This is a genomic window from Pandoraea pneumonica, assembly GCF_049918595.1.
Taxonomy (GTDB): Bacteria; Pseudomonadota; Gammaproteobacteria; order Burkholderiales; family Burkholderiaceae; genus Pandoraea; species Pandoraea pneumonica_A.
This window is the reverse complement of record NZ_JBNCRZ010000009.1, coordinates 22,121-41,846: the sequence shown is the minus strand read 5'-3', so window position 1 is coordinate 41,846 and position 19,726 is coordinate 22,121. Positions and strand designations below refer to the sequence as shown.

Below are 19,726 nucleotides of genomic sequence, written 5' to 3'. Positions count from 1 at the left end.
GGTGTCCGACCCGACACAAATCGGAACCGGCGCGTGTGCGGACGCGCCGGTTTTCCGTCATCTGGCACCTGATGTCCACATCGCGGGTATCGACCGTCACGTCGTGGTGCTCAAGCTCTCGCACGACCGCTACTTCAATCTTTCGTATCCGCATTCGCAGGCGTTGCGCCAGTTGATCGGCTGGCCGCGTGACGGGGATATCTCGGCCGATACGTTGCTTGCGACACAGGCGATGTTCGAAGCGCAGGGCATTCTCGCGCCGCTTGGACGCACCACACCTGACCCTCGCATTGCGACTCGCGATATTCCGCCACGACTCGGTTTCGACGCTTGGCTGGCGCTGCCTGCCGACGTTGCCCGCGCGCCGCGTGTGCGCGATGTGATGCGCGCGGGGTACTGGCTTTGGCAGGCCCAGCGCGTGACCCGGCGCGCACGGATGCGCGGCGTCGTCGACATGGTGGAGCGCGCACAGGCCGAAGTCACCACGCAGTACGGCGCGCCACAAGACTATCTGCCCTACGTGGCGGCGATGCACCGTGCGGCGCTCGTGTATCCGCAATGCTCGCCGTGTCTGCCGTGGTATGCGGCGCTTACCGCGTGGTGCGCGCGTGACGGCTTGCGGCTACGGCTGGTGATCGGCGTGCAGCGTCAACCCTTCTATGCCCACGCTTGGGCGGAAAGCGACTCACGCGTGATCGGGGACGATCTGCGCCGTCGCGAGCAACTTGCCGTGATTTACGAGACCCCGGCCTAAATGGTCACTGCTTGGCCACTGTTTGGCCGCTGCGCTGCATCTGACCCGCGATGACGTCACAACGATGTCGCGAGCGCATCCCTTTCCCGACCTATCACCCATCCACGTACGGAGTCAGCGATGAAACTTGCCCGCCTCAGACCGGGACCGGCCGAACGACACGATCCCTTTCCCGATGCGGTGGTGATGCGCGGTCTGGACGGCGTACCGGTGGCGCGCATCCGCCCGGGTACCGACAGCACGCGCCGTCATTCGAGCGGGCAGAGCGAACTGCTGGCGTGGTACATCAGCGGCACGTTGTTTCTCAAGGATGATGGGCGAGACGTGACGCCCGGTATGGACGTCGCGCGATTGGCGCTCGAATCGCCCGAGCGTTTTGTCGAGCGTTATTGGGGGCACTATCGCGTGATCGTGCACGACCGCTGGCGCGGCACGACGCTCGTGCTGTGCGACCCCTGTGGGCATTGCCCGACGTACTACCGCTTTTGCCGAGACGGCGCCGTGCATCTGGCCGCCGACCCGGTGGCACTCGTAGACGACCACCCCAGCTTCGATAGCCTCGCGCTGAAGTCCTTTCTCGTCCATGGCGATCTGGGCGGCATACAGTGCGCGCTCTATGACGTGGAGCGTTTGCCGCTGGGCCATGCCCTCTGGATTCCTGAGCGAGGCGCGCCGCAGACGCGCGTGGTGTGGTGGCCTGAATGGAAAATGGCCGATGAGCGAGCGCAGAACGTGGCCTCGGGCGAAGGCTTGCTGCGGTTATTGCGGCACTCGGTCGAGCGTAGCGTCGGCGACCGGCCCGCCGTGCTGGAGCTCTCGGGCGGCGTGGAATCGACATCGCTCGCGTTGGCGCTTGCCGAGTCGGGGCGGGCGCCTGCCTGCACCGCGATCAATCATCGTGACCCGTCGTCGCCGTCAAGCGACGAGTCGCATCATGCCGGGGGCGTGGCGCGACATGTACGCATGGCCTTCGAGCGATTGGATATCGACTGCGCGGCATTCTCGCCCGCTGCGCAGATTCCACGGCTCGCCCGCCCGGCCCTGCATTTGTGCATGCTGGCGCAGCTCGACGCCGTGCGCGAGCGGCTCACCGACTATCGCGACCATCGTCTGGTGAACGGGCACGGTGGCGACGCGATCTTCCTGGCGCCACCGCCAAACGGGGCTTTCCTCGATGCGTTTGCTGACAGACAGTGGCGGCGGGCCTTCAGCGCGTGGCGCGATTTGGCGGTCATGCAGCGTTTGCCATTGTGGTGGGTGGCGCAGGGCGCGTTCGAGCAGCTTCGACAGCGTCACGCGAATCCCGATGCGGCGCTCTCGACGGGATTGCTCACGACGGCCGCCCGCATTGCCGACACGCCGCGCACCGAACCGCTGGCAGCCGCATGGTTGTCGCGCTGGACATTGCGCATGCGCCCCGGCAAGCGCGCCCAGATTCTGGGCGTCCTTGGCAACTTGCGTGACGTAGAAGTGCAGCCAGCGCTCGCGGCGGCGGGCACAGTGTTTCCGTTTCTCACGCAACCTGTTGTCGAGGCGGGGCTAGCGATGCCGACCTACCGGCTGTTCAACGCGATTCATAACCGGCTGCCGTTGCGTCGTGCGGCGTATCTGGCAAGCGGGCTACCCAACCTGTGGCGGCGCGATAAGGGCGTATTGACCGGTATGGTGGGCGCGGGTGTGGCGGCGAACCTTCCGCATATCGAAGAGGTTTGCCTTGACGGCTATTGTGCGGCGTCCGGATGGATCGACCGGGATGCGTGCCGTCGCGCCATCGGCCGCATGGCACACCATCACCTTGAATCCATGACGACGATCCGCCGACTCTACGCGATCGAGATGTTCGTACGCGGTTGGCGCGCGGGCACCGTATGACACGACAAGCGGGCTGGCGGGCGTTGTGCTTCGTACTAGCGAAGCTATGGGCGCGCGAGACGCAGGCGTCGCGCCATCGTCTCTGGATCGTGATGGCGGCGCTGGCCGCGGCATTGATGCTCGCCTTGCGTCTGGTAGCCCCATGGGTACTCGGCCTAGCCGTCGATGCGCTGACCGGTGAGCGCGCCGTTGGCTTTGCGATGCCACTGGCGGTGGGGTACGTGGTGCTATGGTCGGCGGCGTCTGTTGGTGAGCGCGGTAAAGACTTGTTGATTCAGCGCGCAATGGAAGACTTGCGGCGGCGCACGGCACAGGGTTATCTGTCACGGCTCGTCGATTTACCGGCCCATCGTGCGCGCGAGGTGAATGCGGGGCAGGCGCTCGATTGCCTCTTTCGTGTCGAAGTCGCGCTGCCCGTCATCGTGACGGGGCTAGTGTTCGGTTTGTTGCCGCTGGCGGTGCAAGTGCTTGCGACCGGCATCATCCTGACCGTCAATTTCGGTGCGATCTACGGCGTGTTGCTCGGTGCCACCGTGGTGGCTTATGTGCTCACGCTGCGTCCGTCGCTCGCACGTGTGACGCGCAGGGAAGCGCAGGCGAACGACATCTCGCGCACGACGATGGGTGCGCTGGCCGACACGCTGAGTCAACTCGAATGCGTGAAGACGTTTGCGCAGGAGCCTGCCGAAATCGAGCGACTGTCGCAACGGCTGCGCACGCGCTATGTCGCAGCGCTTGCGACCGCCACCACGGCGCAGGCCACGAGCGCGTGCCAGATGGCGATCATGGCGCTTGGGGTGTCGGCGATGACGTTGTTCGCTGTCGGCGACGTGATGCGAGGCGCGGAGCCGGTCGGCACCTTGGTGCAGATCAACGCGTATCTGCTGCAATTCGCGTTGCCTGCGGCGATGCTCGGGGCGTTGGTGTCGCAAGTGGCTAGGGCGTTGGTGAGTGTCGATGAGCATCTGCGCGATGCCGCGACCGACCCGGTGGCAAAGGCGGTGGCGCCCGTCGATGCTGGCAACGCACAGGCCTACCCGCGCGGCGTAGCGCGATCGACACTTTTCGGTGTGGCCGATGAGATGGGTTCACCACGCCGGTCAGCGCAAAGCGCGCCACGTATTCACCTCGACCTGGTCGGCGTCGATACGACGAATGGGATGTCGATCATCGCGCACGCCAATCTAAGCATCTATGCGGGAGAGTACGTGGCCATCGTCGGCCCCTCGGGCGCTGGGAAATCCACGTTATTGCGTTTAGTGGCAGGGCTGACGTTGCCGACGCGAGGGCAGCTACATATCGACGGTCATCCTCTGGATGCTGCCTCGGCAACGGCACTGCGTCGCGTGACCGGCTTCGTCACACAAGACTGCCGCCTGTTCGACCGGACCGTGTTCGAGAACGTGGCCTACCGGGCTGGGTTGCCCGACGAAGCACTCCCTGACGATATCGAGATTCGCAAAGAATTCGCACGTGTAACGGCGGTCGCCGAAGTGCCGCACGCGATCTCCGTTGCCGGGCTGTCCGGTGGTGAGCGCCAACGCGTGAACATCGCCCGCGCGTTATGGGGACGCCCGCAATTGCTGCTCTTCGACGAGCCCACCGCAGCACTCGATGTCCTCACCGAAGCCCGCATCCTGAGCCGCCTTGCTCGGGAACGCGCGGGGGCCACATGCGTGGTCGTGGCTCACCGGCTTGCGGCAATTTGTCGCGCCGATCGCATCGTCGTGATGGAGCAGGGCCGCATCGTCGACATCGGCGATCACGCGGCGCTCCTTGCCCGCAATGGTCTGTACGCCCGCATGTGGGAAGCGCAGCAGGCCGATCTCGTCGCGGAACCCTCCGCGTAATCCCTAGGTAAGTCTCGTCTCCGTTGCGCGCTACGGTAAGCCTTCCGTAAGCGTCAACGCGCACACTCGATCCAAAACATGCAAGGAGACATCATGACTTCGTACGCGTCGTTTCACGCTCGTTCAGTCGACCCCGAGTCGCGCGAGGCTTTCTGGGAGGAACAAGCCCGCCTGATCGACTGGGAGACACCGTTCACCCAGGTGCTCGACTACGACAAGCCGCCGTTCGCCAAATGGTTCGTCGGCGGCCGCACCAACATTTGTCACAACGCCGTCGACCGCCATCTGCCGTCACGCGGCTCCCAAAATGCTTTGATCTGGGTGTCGACGGAAACCGAACAAGAGCGCGTGTACACCTACGACGCGTTGGCCGCCGAGGTCAACCGCATGGCGGCGTCGCTGCAATCGCTGGGTGTGACGCGCGGCGAGCGCGTGCTGATCTACATGCCGATGGTGCCCGAAGCACTCTTCGCCATGCTCGCCTGCACACGGCTCGGTGCCATTCACTCGGTGGTCTTCGGCGGGTTCGCCTCGGTGAATCTTGCGGCACGTATCGACGACGCGCGTCCGAAAGTCATCGTCTCGGCCGATGCCGGTTCGCGAAACGGCAAGGTTGTGCCGTACAAGCCGTTGCTCGATGAAGGCATCACGCTCGCGCAAAGCAAGCCGTCGAGCGTGCTGCTGATCGACCGCGGCCTCGCCCCGATGGATCGCGTCGAAGGGCGCGACGTCGACTATGCGGTGCTCCGTGAGCAACATCTCGATGCCGTCGTGCCGTGCGAATGGCTCGAATCGAGCGAGCCGTCGTACGTGCTCTACACGTCGGGCACGACGGGCAAGCCGAAGGGCGTGCAACGCGACACCGGCGGTTATGCCGTGGCGCTAGCCTCGTCGATGCAGCACATCTTCTGTGCGAAGCCGGGCGACACGATGTTCTGCGCCTCCGACATCGGGTGGGTCGTCGGACATAGCTACATCGTCTATGCGCCGCTGCTCGCAGGCATTGCGACGGTGATGTACGAAGGCACGCCGATTCGCCCGGATGGCGGTATCTGGTGGCGCATTGTCGAGAAGTACCGCGTGACGCAGTTGTTCACCGCGCCGACGGCGATCCGCGTGCTGAAGAAGCAAGATCCCGCTTATCTCACGCAATACGATCTGTCGTCGCTGCGATTGATCTTCCTCGCAGGCGAGCCGCTCGACGAACCCACGGCGCGATGGCTGACAGACGGTGTGGGCAAACCTGTCGTCGATAACTACTGGCAGACGGAAACCGGCTGGCCGATTCTCGGGATGGCGCGCGGTATCGAAGTCTTGCCAAGCAAACTTGGTTCTCCAGGCAAGCCGGTATATGGCTACGACGTGAAACTGGTCGACGAGGTCACCGGCGAAGACTGCGGCCCGAATCAGAAAGGCGTGCTGGCCATTGAAGGACCGTTGCCGCCGGGGTGCATGAGCACGGTGTGGGGTGACGACGCGCGCTTCGTCAAAACGTATTGGCAGACCGTGCCCGGGCGGCAGTTGTATTCAAGCTTCGACTGGGGCGTGCGCGACGACGATGGTTATTACTTCATCCTCGGGCGCACCGACGATGTGATCAACGTGGCGGGCCACCGGCTGGGTTCGCGTGAGATTGAAGAGAGCATTGCGAGCCATCCGGCCGTGGCGGAAGTCGCGGTGATCGGCGCGCAAGATGCACTCAAGGGGCAGGTCGCCATTGCATTTGCCGTGCTGCGTCAGCCGGAGCTGATCGAGACGACGGAGCAACGGCTCGCGTTGGAAGGCGACGTGATGAAGACGGTGGACAAGCAACTGGGTGCGGTGGCGCGTCCGGCGCGCGTGTTCTTCGTGACGATGCTGCCCAAGACGCGCTCGGGCAAGCTGCTGCGCCGCGCGATTCAGGCGATCTGCGAGGGGCGTGAGACGGGGGATCTCATCACGCTGGAAGATCCGGCGGCGCTGGAGCAGGTGCGGGAGGCTGTGCAGGGGCGGTGATATCGCAAGCGTTGACGACGGCGGCGATCGAGGGCATCGCGGGTGCCGAGGGTATCGACGGTGTCGTGGGTGTGCGAACATACGCGCATTCGTGAACCCGTCGACCTGTTGAAAGCGCAGCGCTATGACTGAAACCCCTCTCACTGCTTGGCGACAGAAGGCGATGCTGTTGGTCGTGTCCGTCGGCTTCTTCATGCAGACGCTGGACTCGACGATCGTCAACACCGCCTTGCCCGCGATGGCGCGCGATCTGGGCCAGTCGCCGTTGCACATGCAGGCGGTGGTCATCGCCTACGCGCTGACCATGGCCGTGACCATTCCGCTCTCGGGGTGGCTTGCTGACCGTCTCGGCACGCGCATCGTCTTCACGAGCGCGCTCACGATCTTCTCCATTGGCTCGGCCATGTGTGCGTACTCGACGACGCTCGATGCGCTCGTCGTCTGGCGGGTGGTGCAGGGGTTCGGCGGGGCGATGCTGTTGCCGGTGGGGCGTTTGGCCGTGCTGCGCGCGTTCCCTCGCGAGCAGTATCTGCAAGCGCTGGCCTTCGTTGCCGTGCCGGGCATGATCGGACCGCTGATCGGCCCGACGCTCGGCGGCTGGCTGGTCAAGGTCGCTTCGTGGCATTGGGTGTTCCTCATCAACGTGCCCGTGGGTGTGCTGGGTTGCGTCGCGGCGCACTTCTTTCTGGTCAATGCGCGCGCGCCGCATCAGACGCGGTTCGACGTCAAAGGTTATCTGCTGCTTTCGGTCGGGATGATCGCGACGTCGCTCGCGCTCGACCGGCACGCCGACATGGCCGGGGCGCACGCGCTGATGCTCGTGTTACTGGTCGTCGGCTTTGCCGGTTTTGTCGCCTATGGGCTGTATGCGAACCGCACACCGCAGCCGCTGTTCTCGCTGGCAATGTTCCGCGTGCATACGTTCAGCGTGGGGCTATTGGGGAATTTGTTTGCACGCATCGGCATCGCGGCGGTGCCGTATTTGGTGCCGCTGCTGCTTCAGGTGAGTCTGGGGTATTCGGCGTTCGAAGCCGGGTTGCTGATGCTGCCGATCACGATCTCGGGCATCTTCGCGAAGAGCCTCGCGACGCATCTGGTCACGCGCTATGGCTATCGCCCGGTGCTGGTCTGGAACACGATTCTTGCTGGCGTGGTCATGGCGAGCTTTGCGCTGGTGACGCCGCATTACCCGGTGCCGTTGCTCATCGTGCAGTTGGGTATTCTCGGCGGGGTGAATTCGATTCAGTTCACGGCGATGAATACGCTCACGCTCAAGGACCTGAACCCGGACGATGCGAGCGGCGGCAACAGCCTGTTCTCACTCGTGCAGATGCTGGCGATGAGCTTCGGCCTGACGGTTGGGGGCGCGTTGCTCGTCACGTTCACGGGCGCCTTTGGCGAGAGCGCGGGCGTGGGGGCGTTGCCCGCGTTCCGTGCGACGTTCGCTTGCGTGGGTTTCATCACTTGCTGCTCGGCGTGGATCTTCGCGCAACTGACCGATCGCGAGCAAATGGCGAACGACGAACATGTGACGCCTGCCCAAGCCACTGCTGCGGCAACTACGCCGCCACCGCCGGCTAACTAGCGAGCGGCCGGTCCAAAATCTCCGGCGCGCGGATCGCATCGATCAGCAGCCCGAGGAAGGCTTCGACCGGTGCGGGTAGGGTGCGCCCGGCCATCGTTTGCACTTGCAGCGAGCGCTGATGTAGTGCCGGATTGCGGATCGGAATGGCGACAAGCCCTTCCGGCGCGAGACGGCTGCGTACCGTCAGCAAACCGGTGAGCGTGACGGCGTTGCCCGTGCGTACGAAGCTGTGAAGCGCCGCGTGATAGTTGCTGACGAACACCGGCTCGAACAGCAAGCCTTCGAGGGTGCAGCACAGATCGAACATCTGCCGGATGGTCACACCGGCGTTCGATAACGCCAGCGGGTAGGGCAATAAATCGGCCAACGCCACGTCACGCCGCTTTGCTAGCGGATGCGCGCGCGCCATGAGCGCATAGATCGGTGCGGGCTGCGTGTGCACCACCTGCACACCTTTTTCCGGTGCGACGCTGAAACAGACGGCGATGTCGGCTTCGCCATCTCGCACGCGTTCGGTGGCGGCGAATGGCGAGATGACGTCGAGCAGGAAATGCGCGCCGGGATAAGCCTCTCGAAATCGCGCAAACACTTGCGGCAGGAAGTCTCGCGCGACGCCTTCGGAACTCGCCACACGAATGGTGGCGCGGCCGACTTCCGACAGTCCGCGAATCTCCGAGGTCACGCGTTCCGCATCGAGCAAGACGCGTCGCGCATGGTCGGCGAGCAGTTCTCCCGCTTCGCTAAGCACCATGCCGCGTGGTCGCCGTTCAAACAGTGGCGTACCCAGATCCTCTTCCAACTTCGCGATTTGCCGACTCAGTGCCGACACGGCGACGTGCAGACGCTCCGACGCGCGGCTGAGCGAGCCGGTCCGGGCGACTTCGAGAAAGTAACGCAGGGCATGGGTTTGCATGGGCGACGCAGCGGCAGTGAGAGGGCGGGAGGGCGCGACGCGGTAAGTGCGAAACGCTCGTGAAACGTGTGGCTTTTGCTTTGCCGAAACGGCAACGGAACGTTCGAAATATTATCATTGTTGTCAAAAAAACCGACTCCTAGAATGGCCTGAACGGTTGTGCCAGAGCGTGCTACCGACACGCGTCGCAGCGCGAGTGCGAGCCCCGGCCGCCGTCCCCATAAGCCATTTGGAGACATGCAGTGACCCGTAATGCCGCAATTGCTCAAGCTACCGCCCAATACGATTCGGGCGCGTTTCTCGATACCCTCAATCGCCGCGTGGCGTTCAAGACGGAGAGTCAGGAAGCCGATAGCGGCGAGATTCTCCAAGCCTATCTCGCCGATGAAATGACGCCCGCGCTCGCCGCGCTGGGCTTCACTTCACGCATCGTGCCGAACCCGGCACCGGGCGGCGGCCCTTTCCTGATTGCCGAGCGTCGCGAGGGGGATGACCTGCCGACGGTGCTGACCTACGGTCACGGCGATGTGGTGCGTGGTTACGACGCGCAATGGCGTGCCGGGCTAAAGCCGTGGGAGATCGTTGTGGAAGGTGATCGTTGGTACGGCCGAGGCACGGCGGACAACAAGGGTCAGCACACGATCAATCTGGCGGCGCTCGCCGAGGTGCTAGCCGCACGCGGCGGCAAGCTTGGCTACAACGTGAAGATGATCGTGGAGATGGGCGAGGAAATGGGCTCGCCGGGTTTGCACGCGGTCTGCGAGCAGTTGCGCGAGGAGTTGCGTGCCGACGTGCTGATCGCCTCCGATGGCCCGCGTTTGGCTGCGACGCATCCCACGGTCTTCTTGGGCTCGCGTGGTCTCGTGAATTTCAAGCTGAGTCTGAATCTGCGCGAAGGTGGTCATCACTCGGGCAACTGGGGCGGCTTGCTGCGTAATCCGGGTGTGGTGCTCGCCAATGCGATTGCGTCGATGGTCGATGGCAACGGCAAGATCTTGATTGAGGGTCTGCGTCCGCCTGCATTGCCCGCGTCGGTTCGCCGCGCGCTCGAGGGGTTGGAGGTTGGCGGTGGCCCGAACGATCCTGAAGTCGATGCCGACTACGGCGAGCCTGGCCTCACGCCGACCGAGCGTGTGATCGGCTGGAACAACATCGAAGTGCTCGCGTTCAAGACGGGCAACCCTGAAAAGCCGGTCAACGCAATTCCTCCTTATGCGTACGCCCACATGCAGATTCGGTTTGTGGTCGGCACCGACTGGGAGCGGCTCGGCGAGATCGTGCGTGCGCATTTAGACGCGCACGGCTTCACGATGGTCGATGTGGAAGTCGAGCGTGGGGTGATGGCGACGCGTCTCGACCCGGAGGATCCGTGGGTGTTGTGGGCGTTGGCATCGATGCGCGAGACGACGGGCAAGCCGCCGGTACTGCTGCCGAACCTTGGCGGCACGTTGCCCAACGATGTGTTCGCCGACGTGTTGGGGCTGCCTACGCTGTGGGTGCCGCACTCGTACCCGGCTTGCTCGCAGCATGCGCCTGACGAGCATTTGCTCGGCTCGGTCGCGCGTGAGGCGCTGCAAATCATGGCGGGATTGTTTTGGGATCTGGGCGAAGTCGACCTCAAAGAGGGGAAACCGCGATGAACAGTTCTGCTGCCGCACCGGGGGCGGGGCATACGGGGAGTCTTTCGGAGGGCAATGCGGAGAGTTCCGCCAGCTCGTCCTCGTCTGCCGATGCGAAACCGGCCGCTCACGTACCCGTCTACAAGCTGATCGTTGCCACGTCGATCGGCAATGCGCTCGAATGGTATGACCTGATCGTCTACGGCTACTTCGCCGTGACGATCTCGACGCTGTTCTTCCCTGCGCACGATGAGACTGTGTCGTTGTTGATGGCGTTGGGCACGTTTGCGCTGTCGTATCTGGCGCGGCCGCTGGGGGCATTCGTGTTGGGCGCTTATGCGGATCGTCATGGGCGGCGGGCGTCGCTGATGTTGTCGATCGCGATGATGACGGTGGGCACGGGGCTGATTGCGTTCATGCCGACGTATGCGGCCATTGGCGTGTGGGCACCGGTCGGTATTTTCCTGTCGCGATTGATGCAGGGGTTCTCGGCGGGCGGTGAGTTCGGTAGTTCGACGGCGTTTTTGGTCGAGCATGTCCCGAATCGCCCGGGCTTCATGTCGAGTTGGCAGTTTGCGAGTCAGGGCGCGAGCACGTTGTTGGCATCGGCTTTCGGTGCGGTGCTGACAGGGGCGCTCACGCAGCCGCAGTTGGATTCGTGGGGCTGGCGAATTCCCTTCATCTTCGGGATGCTCGTTGGGCCGATCGGTTTGTACATCCGCAAGTATGTGGATGAGACGCCGGCGTTCCAGAAGGAGGCGATCAAGGCACGAGAGGCGGCCGAGGCGAAAGCTGGCGAGGTGGCTGGGCCATCACCGATTCGGGAAGTGTTGGCGACGCAGAAGTCGCGATTGTTGGTGTGCATCGGTGCGTTGATTCTGACGACGACGGCGAACTACATGATTCTGTACATGCCGACGTATGCGACCAAGCAGTTGGGGTTGCCGCCGCAGCAGGGCTTTATCGCGACGCTGGTCACCGGGTTCGTGATCATGACGCTGACGCCGTTTGTGGGGCATTGGTCGGATCGAGTGGGTCGCATCCGGATCATGGCGGTGGCTGGGGTGTTGTTCTTGTGCACGGTGTATCCGGCGTTCGCGTTCATGAATGCGCACGCGTCGCTCGCGACGATGATGTTGGTGATGTTGTGGGTCGGCACGCTCAAGGCGGTGTACTTCGCACCGATTCCGGCGTTGATGTCGTCGTTGTTCCCGACACGCACGCGGGCCACGGGGATGGCGGTGGGTTACAACCTCGGCACGACGATCTTCGGCGGCTTTACGCCGCTTGCTGTCGCGTGGCTGATTGCCTCAACGGGCAACAAGCTTGCACCGGGGCTGTATCTGATGGTCGGCGCTGTCATTAGTCTCGTGACGCTGTTGATTGCACGCACGAAGATGGGGGCGCGATGACCTTAGGTTGTCGGTAATGTTTGCGCGTATGCGCAGACGTGGGGGCTAGCGGGCGGTTGAGAGGCAATCGCCTGCTGGTGCCTCGTTAGTGATGCCGGCTGGGGATGCCGGGGTCGTTGGCGGCGGACGCGCTCAATCCGGTGAGAAAGGCGTCACAGATTTTTGCGAGCGTGTTGGAGGGATGGCTGGGGCGGCAGGAGAGTCCGTCGTATCTGGCGCATTCGGCTTCCAGCGCTTCGGATAGCGTGCGCGCGACGTCGGCAAGAATCGTTCCCCAGACGGATTCTTCCGTGATGTTCATGACTTCGGCGTACTCGCCGACTTTCATCGAACAGTGCAAGTCATCTTCAGTGATCCATACGCGAAGCATTTCGACGGCGCTGTCATCGAGCAGTGCAGCTTCCGGTATCGGGCATTCATTCATGATTCACCTCGCAATGTGATGTGGGTTCGTAGTTGGGAGAGTCGCAAAGTCCGCGAGAGCGCGGGGGCTTGTGGCTCATCCGTCCAGCGCCGTTGATCGGCAGGGCAACCGTACACGCGTTGATCCGTGTGATGCCGTCGTACGCCAACTACGGCTTTGCGTGGTGCAAATCCTCTAAACGTCCCTCAAGACCCCGTATCGCGGGGGCTGGCGGGGGATTGCTTTGCGCTGTGTGCGGGCTATCGGCCGTGGTCCTAGGAGAGTTTTTGCAGATTATTCACAGCGGAGGGAGGGGGAGGGTGGGGCGGGAGTTGCGGGGGGGGGGCGAAGGGGGGCATTGAGTGAATGAAGTGTGTACATCAGGGGTGGTGGGTCTCTTTCTCAAGAAGATTGCCTCGATTTTCGATAATTTCTTGGTCAATCGTATTGTTGTATCTGTGCGATTGAAGACCTTCGCTTGGTGCAGGGAGTGGTCTATTAATGTCTTCGGTCGTCAGTATTCCGAGCGCGAGTAGGATGAGGCCTATTGAGAATAATGTGATGAGGTAGTTTGTTATGAAATGAAAGGAAATTTTAAAAATAATTATTAAATTTCTGAGATTGGTCTCTTTTTTCTTATGGTCGTTTTTGTTGGCGTGTGGGGAGTTTGGTAAATTTCTGGGTTTCTTGTTTGGCCGGTCGCTGTAAATATTGATAAGCATCCAAAAGCCTAGGCTGAAAGATATTCCCGCCGCCACTCCTATTTTTGCTGAGAAGAGAATGTTGTGGAGTATGGCTTCGATGTCGAAATAAAGGGGGTAGAAAACTAGTTCGAAAAGTAGGCTGGTTGTTAGCGATAGGAGGGATAGAAATGTCGATGATCGGAGGGTGAGGGAAAATAAGTTGGTGTGTGGATTTTCTCTAGTCATTTGTCACCGAGTTTGATATTTAAGTAATGCTGAATTCCTGTGTGATTGCTCGTAATGTCAGTGCGACTGGCGTATTGAGGTGGATAAACGGTAGTCTCTGCTTTTCTCTATTCGAAGAAGAACATTGACGCGATCCTCGTTAGATCCTCCAATAGCGACATTGACCATGACATGCAAACCGGCGATCGCGCTGCCTTTGACAGTCGTGCCACCACGCGATACCACCGTGGTTTTGCTATCAGTTGGGATGTGACTGTAGTTGTTGGTGACGTCGCAATCATCCGTGTTGCGGCGCGAGGCGCCAGCGTTTGCCGTTGCGCCAACCATTCCTCTTGAGTCAGGTCTCGTTTAGCGCGAGCGCGCGACGTCCCCCCGTCTTCAGTAGCACCGGCCTTTAGAGCCCGGGGGGTAATGTAACGCTTTGTCGACGAGCTTCCGGGCGTAGGATGCGGGCGTTAATCCGCCCAGCGATTTCTTCGGCAGATCCTCGTTATATTCGCGGCGCCATGCCTCGATCACCAGCTTGGCATGCGACAGCGTGGTGAACCAGTGGTGTTGAGGCATTCATCCCTGAAACGCCCGATGAACGATTCGATGTAGGCATTCTGGTTCGGTTCGCCCGGCTCGATCAGAAACAGATTCACGCCTCGCCCGTGTGCCCGGGTCAGCATGTCCCGGTTGCAAAACTCCGCTCCGTTATTGGTCCGGCGCCGGCTGATAGCGAAATGCGCTGGCGCTCATGCCGATTACCCGCAGCGCCCGGCGTTCGCTCAGGCCTTGCTGCGTCATATGGCGCACCACCTCTCGGCGTGAAGGGGCATTTACCACTTTTTTCGTAATGCCTCGCCCGTGACCTCGTTTTTCAGCATCGACTCGGCCAGCAGTCTCTTCAATCGGGCGTTCTCGGTTCCCAACTCCTTCAGGCGCTTCGCGTCGGGCACGGCTCATCCCGCCGAACTCGCTGCGCCACAGGTAGTAGCTCGCTTCGGAAAATCCATGCCGCCGACACGAATCCTTGAGCGGCATACGGGTCTCCGCTTCCCGCTGGAGGCCAATGATCTGAGCTTCGGTGAATCGCTTCTTCATGTCCAATCTCCTGATTACGTGATTGGACTCTAACTCGCCGCGCTACTCAAATCGGAGGAGACGTCGTTGTTTGAAAATATATTTTATACCGCTACCACGGGCGTCTATTAACACCGTGGCGACTAACTGCGCCGGTATTAATTTCAACCTGATACTCCGTCCCAATCCAGTTTTCGAGAAGAACAGATTTCCCTAGGACAGCGATTCGTGTGTAAGGCTTTGGATTCTCATCGCCACCGTCCGGAGCCTCGTGGATTTTCCAGAGCAATGTGCCGCCTGAGTCGAAAGCGTATACATTCCGATTGATGGATTTGTCGCCACGTCTATGAAATGAATCATCGTCAACAAGAACAATTTTCATTTCTTGAAAAATCACGACTTGCTTTGCATTAAATAGAAGCTTTTTTTCAAGATTTTCATCTATTTTTATGGCTTACTTTGGTGGTCTGGTGTTCGAGAAGGATGAGCTAGATATTCTTTCGAGAAGCTGATGCTGAATGCTGGTTGTACCGCATTGGTACCTAATCCTCTTAGTAGGTCTGTCTGAGCCTCCTGGATTTCCTCGGCCGAAGCACCGTTCTTGGCCATGAACTCACCGAGCGACGCGGACGCGGCACCGGCGCTTGCGCCGTCCGTGGCGGAGACTCCCGCGACGATGCTCCAAGCGCCCCAGCGGAACAGTTACCCCCGACGCCGCGGCGCCCGCGCATCCCACGATGCCTTGCAGGGCGGCTCGCGTGGTTTCGCTGTCGAGGTCATCGGCGATCTGCTCCACGTTCTCCACGCCCAGCGTTTGCAAATAGCTCACGGCAGCACGCTGCGCGAATTCGCCCATGCCTGCGCTGACGTTGCCCGCAGCCGCCGCGGAAATGACCGTGATGATCTGGCGAATATTCGTGAAGACGCCAACCTCGCGCTGCAGCGCCTTAACGATCTTGAGGTCGGCCCGAATATCCTCCTCGTTAAGCGTCCTTTCCTTAAAACCCTGCAAGTCGCCCTAACAAATCGTCGGCGACTGACTTAATAATTACGTTTGCGCCGATATCGCACGCACGAATCGTGTTCCCATAAGGATCATCATGGATGACTTCAACATCCTCTCCTGAAATTCTTAGTCGGGCCTTACGGCAATCTGGCCCGTCAACCAGCTCAACAACAACAGCGGCGTAATGAACGACGAGAAACTCCATGAGTTTGTCGAAACCCGCCCAATCTGGGATTGCAGGGACATCGATGCAAGCTTTGTTGCCGCTATCATGCGTAAATACGACAGGCTTCCTAGTCATCCATTACCTCTTTCGCTTGATTCCTAACGCATCGTCTACGGCACGGTTCGACCGGACCGCGCCGTCTCTCACATATCGCCAGACATCGTCCCCCTCAAACCCTTGCTCGGCGGCACGGCGAAGAACGTCATCCAATGTCTTCGGTGGATCCAAGGCAGCAGCCTTTGCCTGATCCAGCATTAGCTCTCGTGCTTTCATTTTGATTTCGTTTCTAAGGTTAAATGCCTGGATGGCTTGATCTCGGATCGATGCTGATTTATCAATTTTTTCAGGAATCTTGTCCAATTCGTTGTGATACCAGACGCGTGTCGCGTCGTCGGACAGTGAACCTGAGGGGGGGCATCCGTGAAACTATCCTTGCTCAACATCGGATCAAACGCCACCGGTCCGTCATTCGGCGTCGCGGTAATGGTCGGGCCTTTCGCGCCTTGATCCGGGGTTGTGGTGATTGTAGCGCCGCGCTCACCTTGGTCTGGCGTGGCCGTTATCGTCGGGCCTTTCTCGCCTGAGTCTGGTGTTGCGGTGATTGTGGCGCCCGACGGGCCGTTGTTTGGCGTGGCGGTAATCGTTGGCTTTTCAGATGCGTCCGAGCCCACGCTCTCCGTGGCTTGCTCCACAACGTGACGACTAGCACAAGCCAACGGCGACACTTTGCACGCTGCGTCCGCTAAAGCTTCACGCAAGGCGTCAGCAAGTCTTGCTGTGGGCTCAGCACCGCCGTTGCCTCTACCGGCTGGATCCAATTCGTCCGTGGCGTTCTTACCTCGACCACCACGAATCGAACCCGACGGTGTACCGGGTTGCGGCGGCGGGGGCAGAACCGTAATCCCGAGCGTATTGTTTTCGGCCTCAGTCGTTGCCCCCGTCGATGCCGTCGCCACGTCGCCGCCGGTGCCCGCCGTCACCCCGGCCACAATTGACGTGATCAGATTGACGCGTGCTTCCCGCTCTACCTGCGAAAGCGGCTGCCCCGGTTTGTCGGTGGTTGCGAGTAGACTGCCGAGCAACGATCCCGCTGCGGCCCCCATTGCACCTGCGTCGCAACTCCCGCCTGACGCAGCCCCGCCCGCGCAACCGGCGATGGCATGCAACGTTGCTTTCGATGCGGGATCAAGGTTCTCGCCGAGCGTCTTGATCTCTTTCGCGGCGAGTCCTTGCAGATAAGTCACGGTCGCGCGCGTGGCCATCTCACCAGCGGCCCCCGTGACGTTGCCGCCGATGCCTGCGGTGACCGCGCTTACGATCAACCGGTAATCGCCTCCCGGTCCCCATTTCTTCGCGTCGGCAAGTTGCTCGCCAAGTGCTGCGCGTTGCTCGGGGTCGGTGGTGTTCTTAAGCTGCGCTTCGATCTCGTCGGCTTTCTTGGCGCGGTTGTTCACAAACGTCCCAACTTCGTGCTGCAACGCTTGTGTGATCTCGAAGCTGGTTTCGATTTGCTCCTTATCGAACTCGTTAGCCAGCGCGTTGGCGCCATCCTGATCTGAGGACACGTCACGGTTCACGGATGCGATGGTTTCTTCCGCTGTCTTGTCGGTTTTCGCCAGTTGCGCCGCTTCATCCGTGATTTCAATGACACCAGCACTGATGCCGCTGCGCGTCACGCTTGTCCCGCTACCGCTTGCCGCGACGACCGCCGGTGGGGCAACGCTCACCGGGCCGGTCTTCGGTAACTCGCTGCCGGGTATCGCTTTCGCTCCGGTTTCGGCTCGGCCCTTCTGATCGGTGCCGACGCGAGCGCCATCGCTGCCGCCTGTGCTGACGCCACCGCCCAGGCTCACACCGAAGGCGTCGTACTCCGCGTGATTCTCGATATCGCGCTCGGTCAACGAACCGGTTTTCAGACGATTCCTATTCGACTCGGCTGCTTTGTCCGTGGACGCGATAACGGCACCGACGAGATCGGTGTTGCCGCGTACCGTCACGTCAAAGCCACCGTCGCCTGCTTTGATCCCGGCCTGCTCGGTCACGCTCGCGAAATCACTGCTGATTTGTTGATGGCTAACGTTCACGCTGCCGGACGCGCCGCCAAAACCCACCGTGCCGCTCGCGCTGATGGATTGGTCCTTCGACTCGTAGACGCTGGTGTCTTGCAGACTCTCTAAGCTCAGGTCGCCGCCGACCTCGACCACGACTCGCTCACCCGCAATCACGCCGCCTTTGACGGTCGTGTCGCCACCCGATGCCACCGTGGTTTTGCCGTCAGCTTTACCCCGTGAGGCGCTAGCGTTCGCCGTCACCCCGATGGACATGCCATTGCTGCCCACCGACACGCCTACGCCAATGCCGTCCGATGACTTTACTTTCTATCATCTATCTCGCACAAAACCCAAGATCCAAAGCCGAGTGGTATTCCGACTGCAATTCCGGCTTTTGCGGAGTATGTGATGCTGCTCCACGGAAAATAAAAATCGCCTCTGATAAACGCAAATATTATTGCCACTGATAATCTTGAGAGTAGGAATAGAAAAAATGAAAAAAATATTGAATAAATGATAAATAAAAATATTTGAATGTGAGCTTTTTTGGGGATTTTCATTTTTGGCCTCGAGAATTGTCGAGTTGCTGTTGTATTTCTGCGGTGACGCCCTCTGTTGCTAGCGCGCCACCGATGGCTCCGAAAACCTCAGCTACAGGTGGTTTTGCAATGCCGTGTACTGCTTTTGAGACGAGAGATCCTACATTCTCTCCAATAAGCGAGCCTGTGCCGGTTGCGATAATCGGATTCGACGGATCCTCATTCTTGAATAGATTTCCTGTATATACGCTGCCAATGTTAATGGCGATTACTGGGATCAATCCCTTTCCCTGAGTTGCGGCGCCGACGGCAGTTGCGGTTGCTACGTCACGGTAATTAATCGGTTTTTCGCCATTTGTTGTTATTTGAAATAACACATTGGACCCGCCGCCAATCGCACCACCTACTATCACGCTTGCTACACCCACCGCCGGAAGTGAAACCGCTCCCGCTATGGCTGGCACCAGCACCGACCCGCTCTTCAATAGTCCCGTTGCAGGCTGCGGAGCGCCGCTTCCCAGTCCTCGGAGTAGGTCTGCCTGAGCCGTCTGAATCTCCTCCGCCGTAGCGCCGTTCTTAGCCATGAACGCTCCGAGCGATACGGATGCGGCCCCCGCCCTTACGATGCCTGCCGGAAGCTGGAACTGGTTGTTTTCCATTTCCAACCGCGACGCTGCGCTGGCGGCGGCAGCGCTCGTGCCGTCCGCGGCTGAAATTCCCGCGACGATGCTTTGCACTAGATACTAGATTCATGCGGGCTTCTTTCTCGGACGGGGTGATATCTCGGCTATTGGTATCGCTAGCTACGTTTATCAAGTTGTTCAGCACCACACTCGCCGACGCACCAAGCGCCCCGGCAGAGCAGTTGCCCCCTGACGCTGCTGCGCCCGCACATCCCACAATGCCTTGCAGGGCGGCTCGTGCGGTCTCGCTGTCGAGGTCGTCGGCGATCTGCTTCACTTTCTCCACGCCAAGCGTTTGCAGATAACCCACGGCAGCACGCTGGACGAATTCGCCCACGCCTGAGCTGACGTTGCCTGCGGCAGCGGCAGAAATGACAGTGACTATCTGGCGATACGTGCCGCCCGGTGCCCACTTCGCCGCGTCCTCAAGTCGTCTATCCAATTCGGCTAACTTGACGGGATCTTTCTCCTACTCGCGAGCCTTCTTCAGCTCCGCGTATTCCTTTACGCGGTTGTTCACAAACGTCCCAGCCTCACGCTGCAACGCTTGCATGACCTCGAGGCTGGTTTCGATCTAATCGCAGTCGGAGTCTTGGATGGGGAAGTGTTTAATTTTTTCGGATACGGACGAGGATCCACATGCCGACTCCGGCTGCTAATCCGGTGCCAACGCCTATTTTAATCGATGAAAATAGATCGTTGAAATCAAAGAGGAATAATCCATTCTTTAAAAATATTATTGTGTATATTGCCAGCTTGGATCCGATGGAAATTGTAGTTAAAAATACTGTTGAGTAAATTATAAATAAAAATAACTTTAATGA

General features: G+C 60.4%; 15 protein-coding genes and 2 pseudogenes. 8 read left to right on the top strand and 9 right to left on the bottom strand.

All coding sequences use genetic code 11. The features are described from left to right. Position 1 precedes the first annotated feature (1 nt). From ACPWR9_RS25525 to mdtD, 5 genes are all read left to right on the top strand, one after another. Positions 2 to 754 (top strand): lasso peptide biosynthesis B2 protein, encoded by a 753-nt coding sequence (locus ACPWR9_RS25525; RefSeq protein WP_426300576.1) that lies wholly within the window; start codon positions 2 to 4, stop codon positions 752 to 754. A 120-nt stretch (positions 755 to 874) separates the two neighbouring features. Then, positions 875 to 2,626 (top strand): asparagine synthase-related protein, encoded by a 1,752-nt coding sequence (locus tag ACPWR9_RS25520; RefSeq protein ID WP_426300578.1) that lies wholly within the window; start codon positions 875 to 877, stop codon positions 2,624 to 2,626. After that, entirely contained in the window at positions 2,623 to 4,476 is a 1,854-nt protein-coding gene (locus tag ACPWR9_RS25515) for an ABC transporter ATP-binding protein (protein ID WP_426300580.1), read from the top strand. Before ACPWR9_RS25520 ends, ACPWR9_RS25515 begins: the two co-directional genes overlap by 4 nt. 93 nt (positions 4,477 to 4,569) lie before the next feature. Then, positions 4,570 to 6,471, top strand: a complete 1,902-nt coding sequence (locus tag ACPWR9_RS25510; RefSeq protein WP_426300582.1) for a propionate--CoA ligase — start codon at positions 4,570 to 4,572, stop codon at positions 6,469 to 6,471. Positions 6,472 to 6,595: 124 nt separating this feature from the next. After that, complete coding sequence (gene mdtD, locus ACPWR9_RS25505; protein ID WP_426300584.1) at positions 6,596 to 8,056, top strand: multidrug transporter subunit MdtD; 1,461 nt, start codon at positions 6,596 to 6,598, stop codon at positions 8,054 to 8,056. Here the strand turns inward: mdtD and ACPWR9_RS25500 are convergent. Continuing rightward, entirely contained in the window at positions 8,049 to 8,969 is a 921-nt protein-coding gene (locus ACPWR9_RS25500) for a LysR family transcriptional regulator (RefSeq protein WP_426300586.1), read from the bottom strand. The genes mdtD and ACPWR9_RS25500 overlap by 8 nt on opposite strands. 242 nt (positions 8,970 to 9,211) lie before the next feature. On the opposite strand from ACPWR9_RS25500, the gene ACPWR9_RS25495 reads away from it, so the two are divergent. Both ACPWR9_RS25495 and ACPWR9_RS25490 read left to right on the top strand, forming a co-directional pair. After that, positions 9,212 to 10,609: a M20 family metallopeptidase gene (locus tag ACPWR9_RS25495; protein ID WP_426300588.1), complete on the top strand. Its 1,398-nt coding sequence runs from the start codon at positions 9,212 to 9,214 to the stop codon at positions 10,607 to 10,609. Next, a complete protein-coding gene (locus ACPWR9_RS25490) occupies positions 10,606 to 12,000 on the top strand; it encodes an MFS transporter (protein WP_426300590.1) in 1,395 nt (464 codons plus the stop codon). Before ACPWR9_RS25495 ends, ACPWR9_RS25490 begins: the two co-directional genes overlap by 4 nt. A gap of 85 nt (positions 12,001 to 12,085) precedes the next feature. Here ACPWR9_RS25490 and ACPWR9_RS25485 read toward each other — a convergent pair whose 3' ends face one another. The 8 genes and pseudogenes from ACPWR9_RS25485 to ACPWR9_RS25450 all read right to left on the bottom strand — a co-directional run bounded on the left by ACPWR9_RS25485 (position 12,086) and on the right by ACPWR9_RS25450 (position 19,344). Beyond that, positions 12,086 to 12,424 carry a DUF5076 domain-containing protein gene (locus ACPWR9_RS25485; protein WP_426300592.1) on the bottom strand — a complete coding sequence of 113 codons (339 nt, stop codon included), beginning with the start codon at positions 12,422 to 12,424 and terminating at the stop codon, positions 12,086 to 12,088. A gap of 965 nt (positions 12,425 to 13,389) precedes the next feature. Beyond that, on the bottom strand, positions 13,390 to 13,659 hold the full coding sequence (locus ACPWR9_RS25480) for a hemagglutinin repeat-containing protein (protein WP_426300594.1): 270 nt from the start codon (positions 13,657 to 13,659) through the stop codon (positions 13,390 to 13,392). A 51-nt stretch (positions 13,660 to 13,710) separates the two neighbouring features. After that, a pseudogene (locus ACPWR9_RS25475) lies at positions 13,711 to 14,418 on the bottom strand (integrase core domain-containing protein). A gap of 592 nt (positions 14,419 to 15,010) precedes the next feature. After that, positions 15,011 to 15,409 carry a hypothetical protein gene (locus tag ACPWR9_RS25470; protein ID WP_426300596.1) on the bottom strand — a complete coding sequence of 133 codons (399 nt, stop codon included), beginning with the start codon at positions 15,407 to 15,409 and terminating at the stop codon, positions 15,011 to 15,013. Beyond that, entirely contained in the window at positions 15,396 to 15,608 is a 213-nt protein-coding gene (locus ACPWR9_RS25465) for a hypothetical protein (protein ID WP_426300598.1), read from the bottom strand. Before ACPWR9_RS25465 ends, ACPWR9_RS25470 begins: the two co-directional genes overlap by 14 nt. A 290-nt stretch (positions 15,609 to 15,898) precedes the next feature. Continuing rightward, a pseudogene (locus tag ACPWR9_RS25460) lies at positions 15,899 to 17,989 on the bottom strand (hemagglutinin repeat-containing protein); the annotation flags it as partial. A gap of 247 nt (positions 17,990 to 18,236) precedes the next feature. Continuing rightward, positions 18,237 to 18,803 carry a hypothetical protein gene (locus tag ACPWR9_RS25455; RefSeq protein ID WP_426300600.1) on the bottom strand — a complete coding sequence of 189 codons (567 nt, stop codon included), beginning with the start codon at positions 18,801 to 18,803 and terminating at the stop codon, positions 18,237 to 18,239. Next, complete coding sequence (locus ACPWR9_RS25450; RefSeq protein WP_426300602.1) at positions 18,796 to 19,344, bottom strand: hypothetical protein; 549 nt, start codon at positions 19,342 to 19,344, stop codon at positions 18,796 to 18,798. The genes ACPWR9_RS25455 and ACPWR9_RS25450 overlap by 8 nt, the downstream gene beginning before the upstream one ends. 197 nt (positions 19,345 to 19,541) lie before the next feature. Between ACPWR9_RS25450 and ACPWR9_RS25445 the strand changes: the two genes are divergently transcribed. Beyond that, entirely contained in the window at positions 19,542 to 19,700 is a 159-nt protein-coding gene (locus ACPWR9_RS25445) for a hypothetical protein (protein ID WP_426300604.1), read from the top strand. The last annotated feature ends 26 nt before the right edge of the window (positions 19,701 to 19,726 follow it).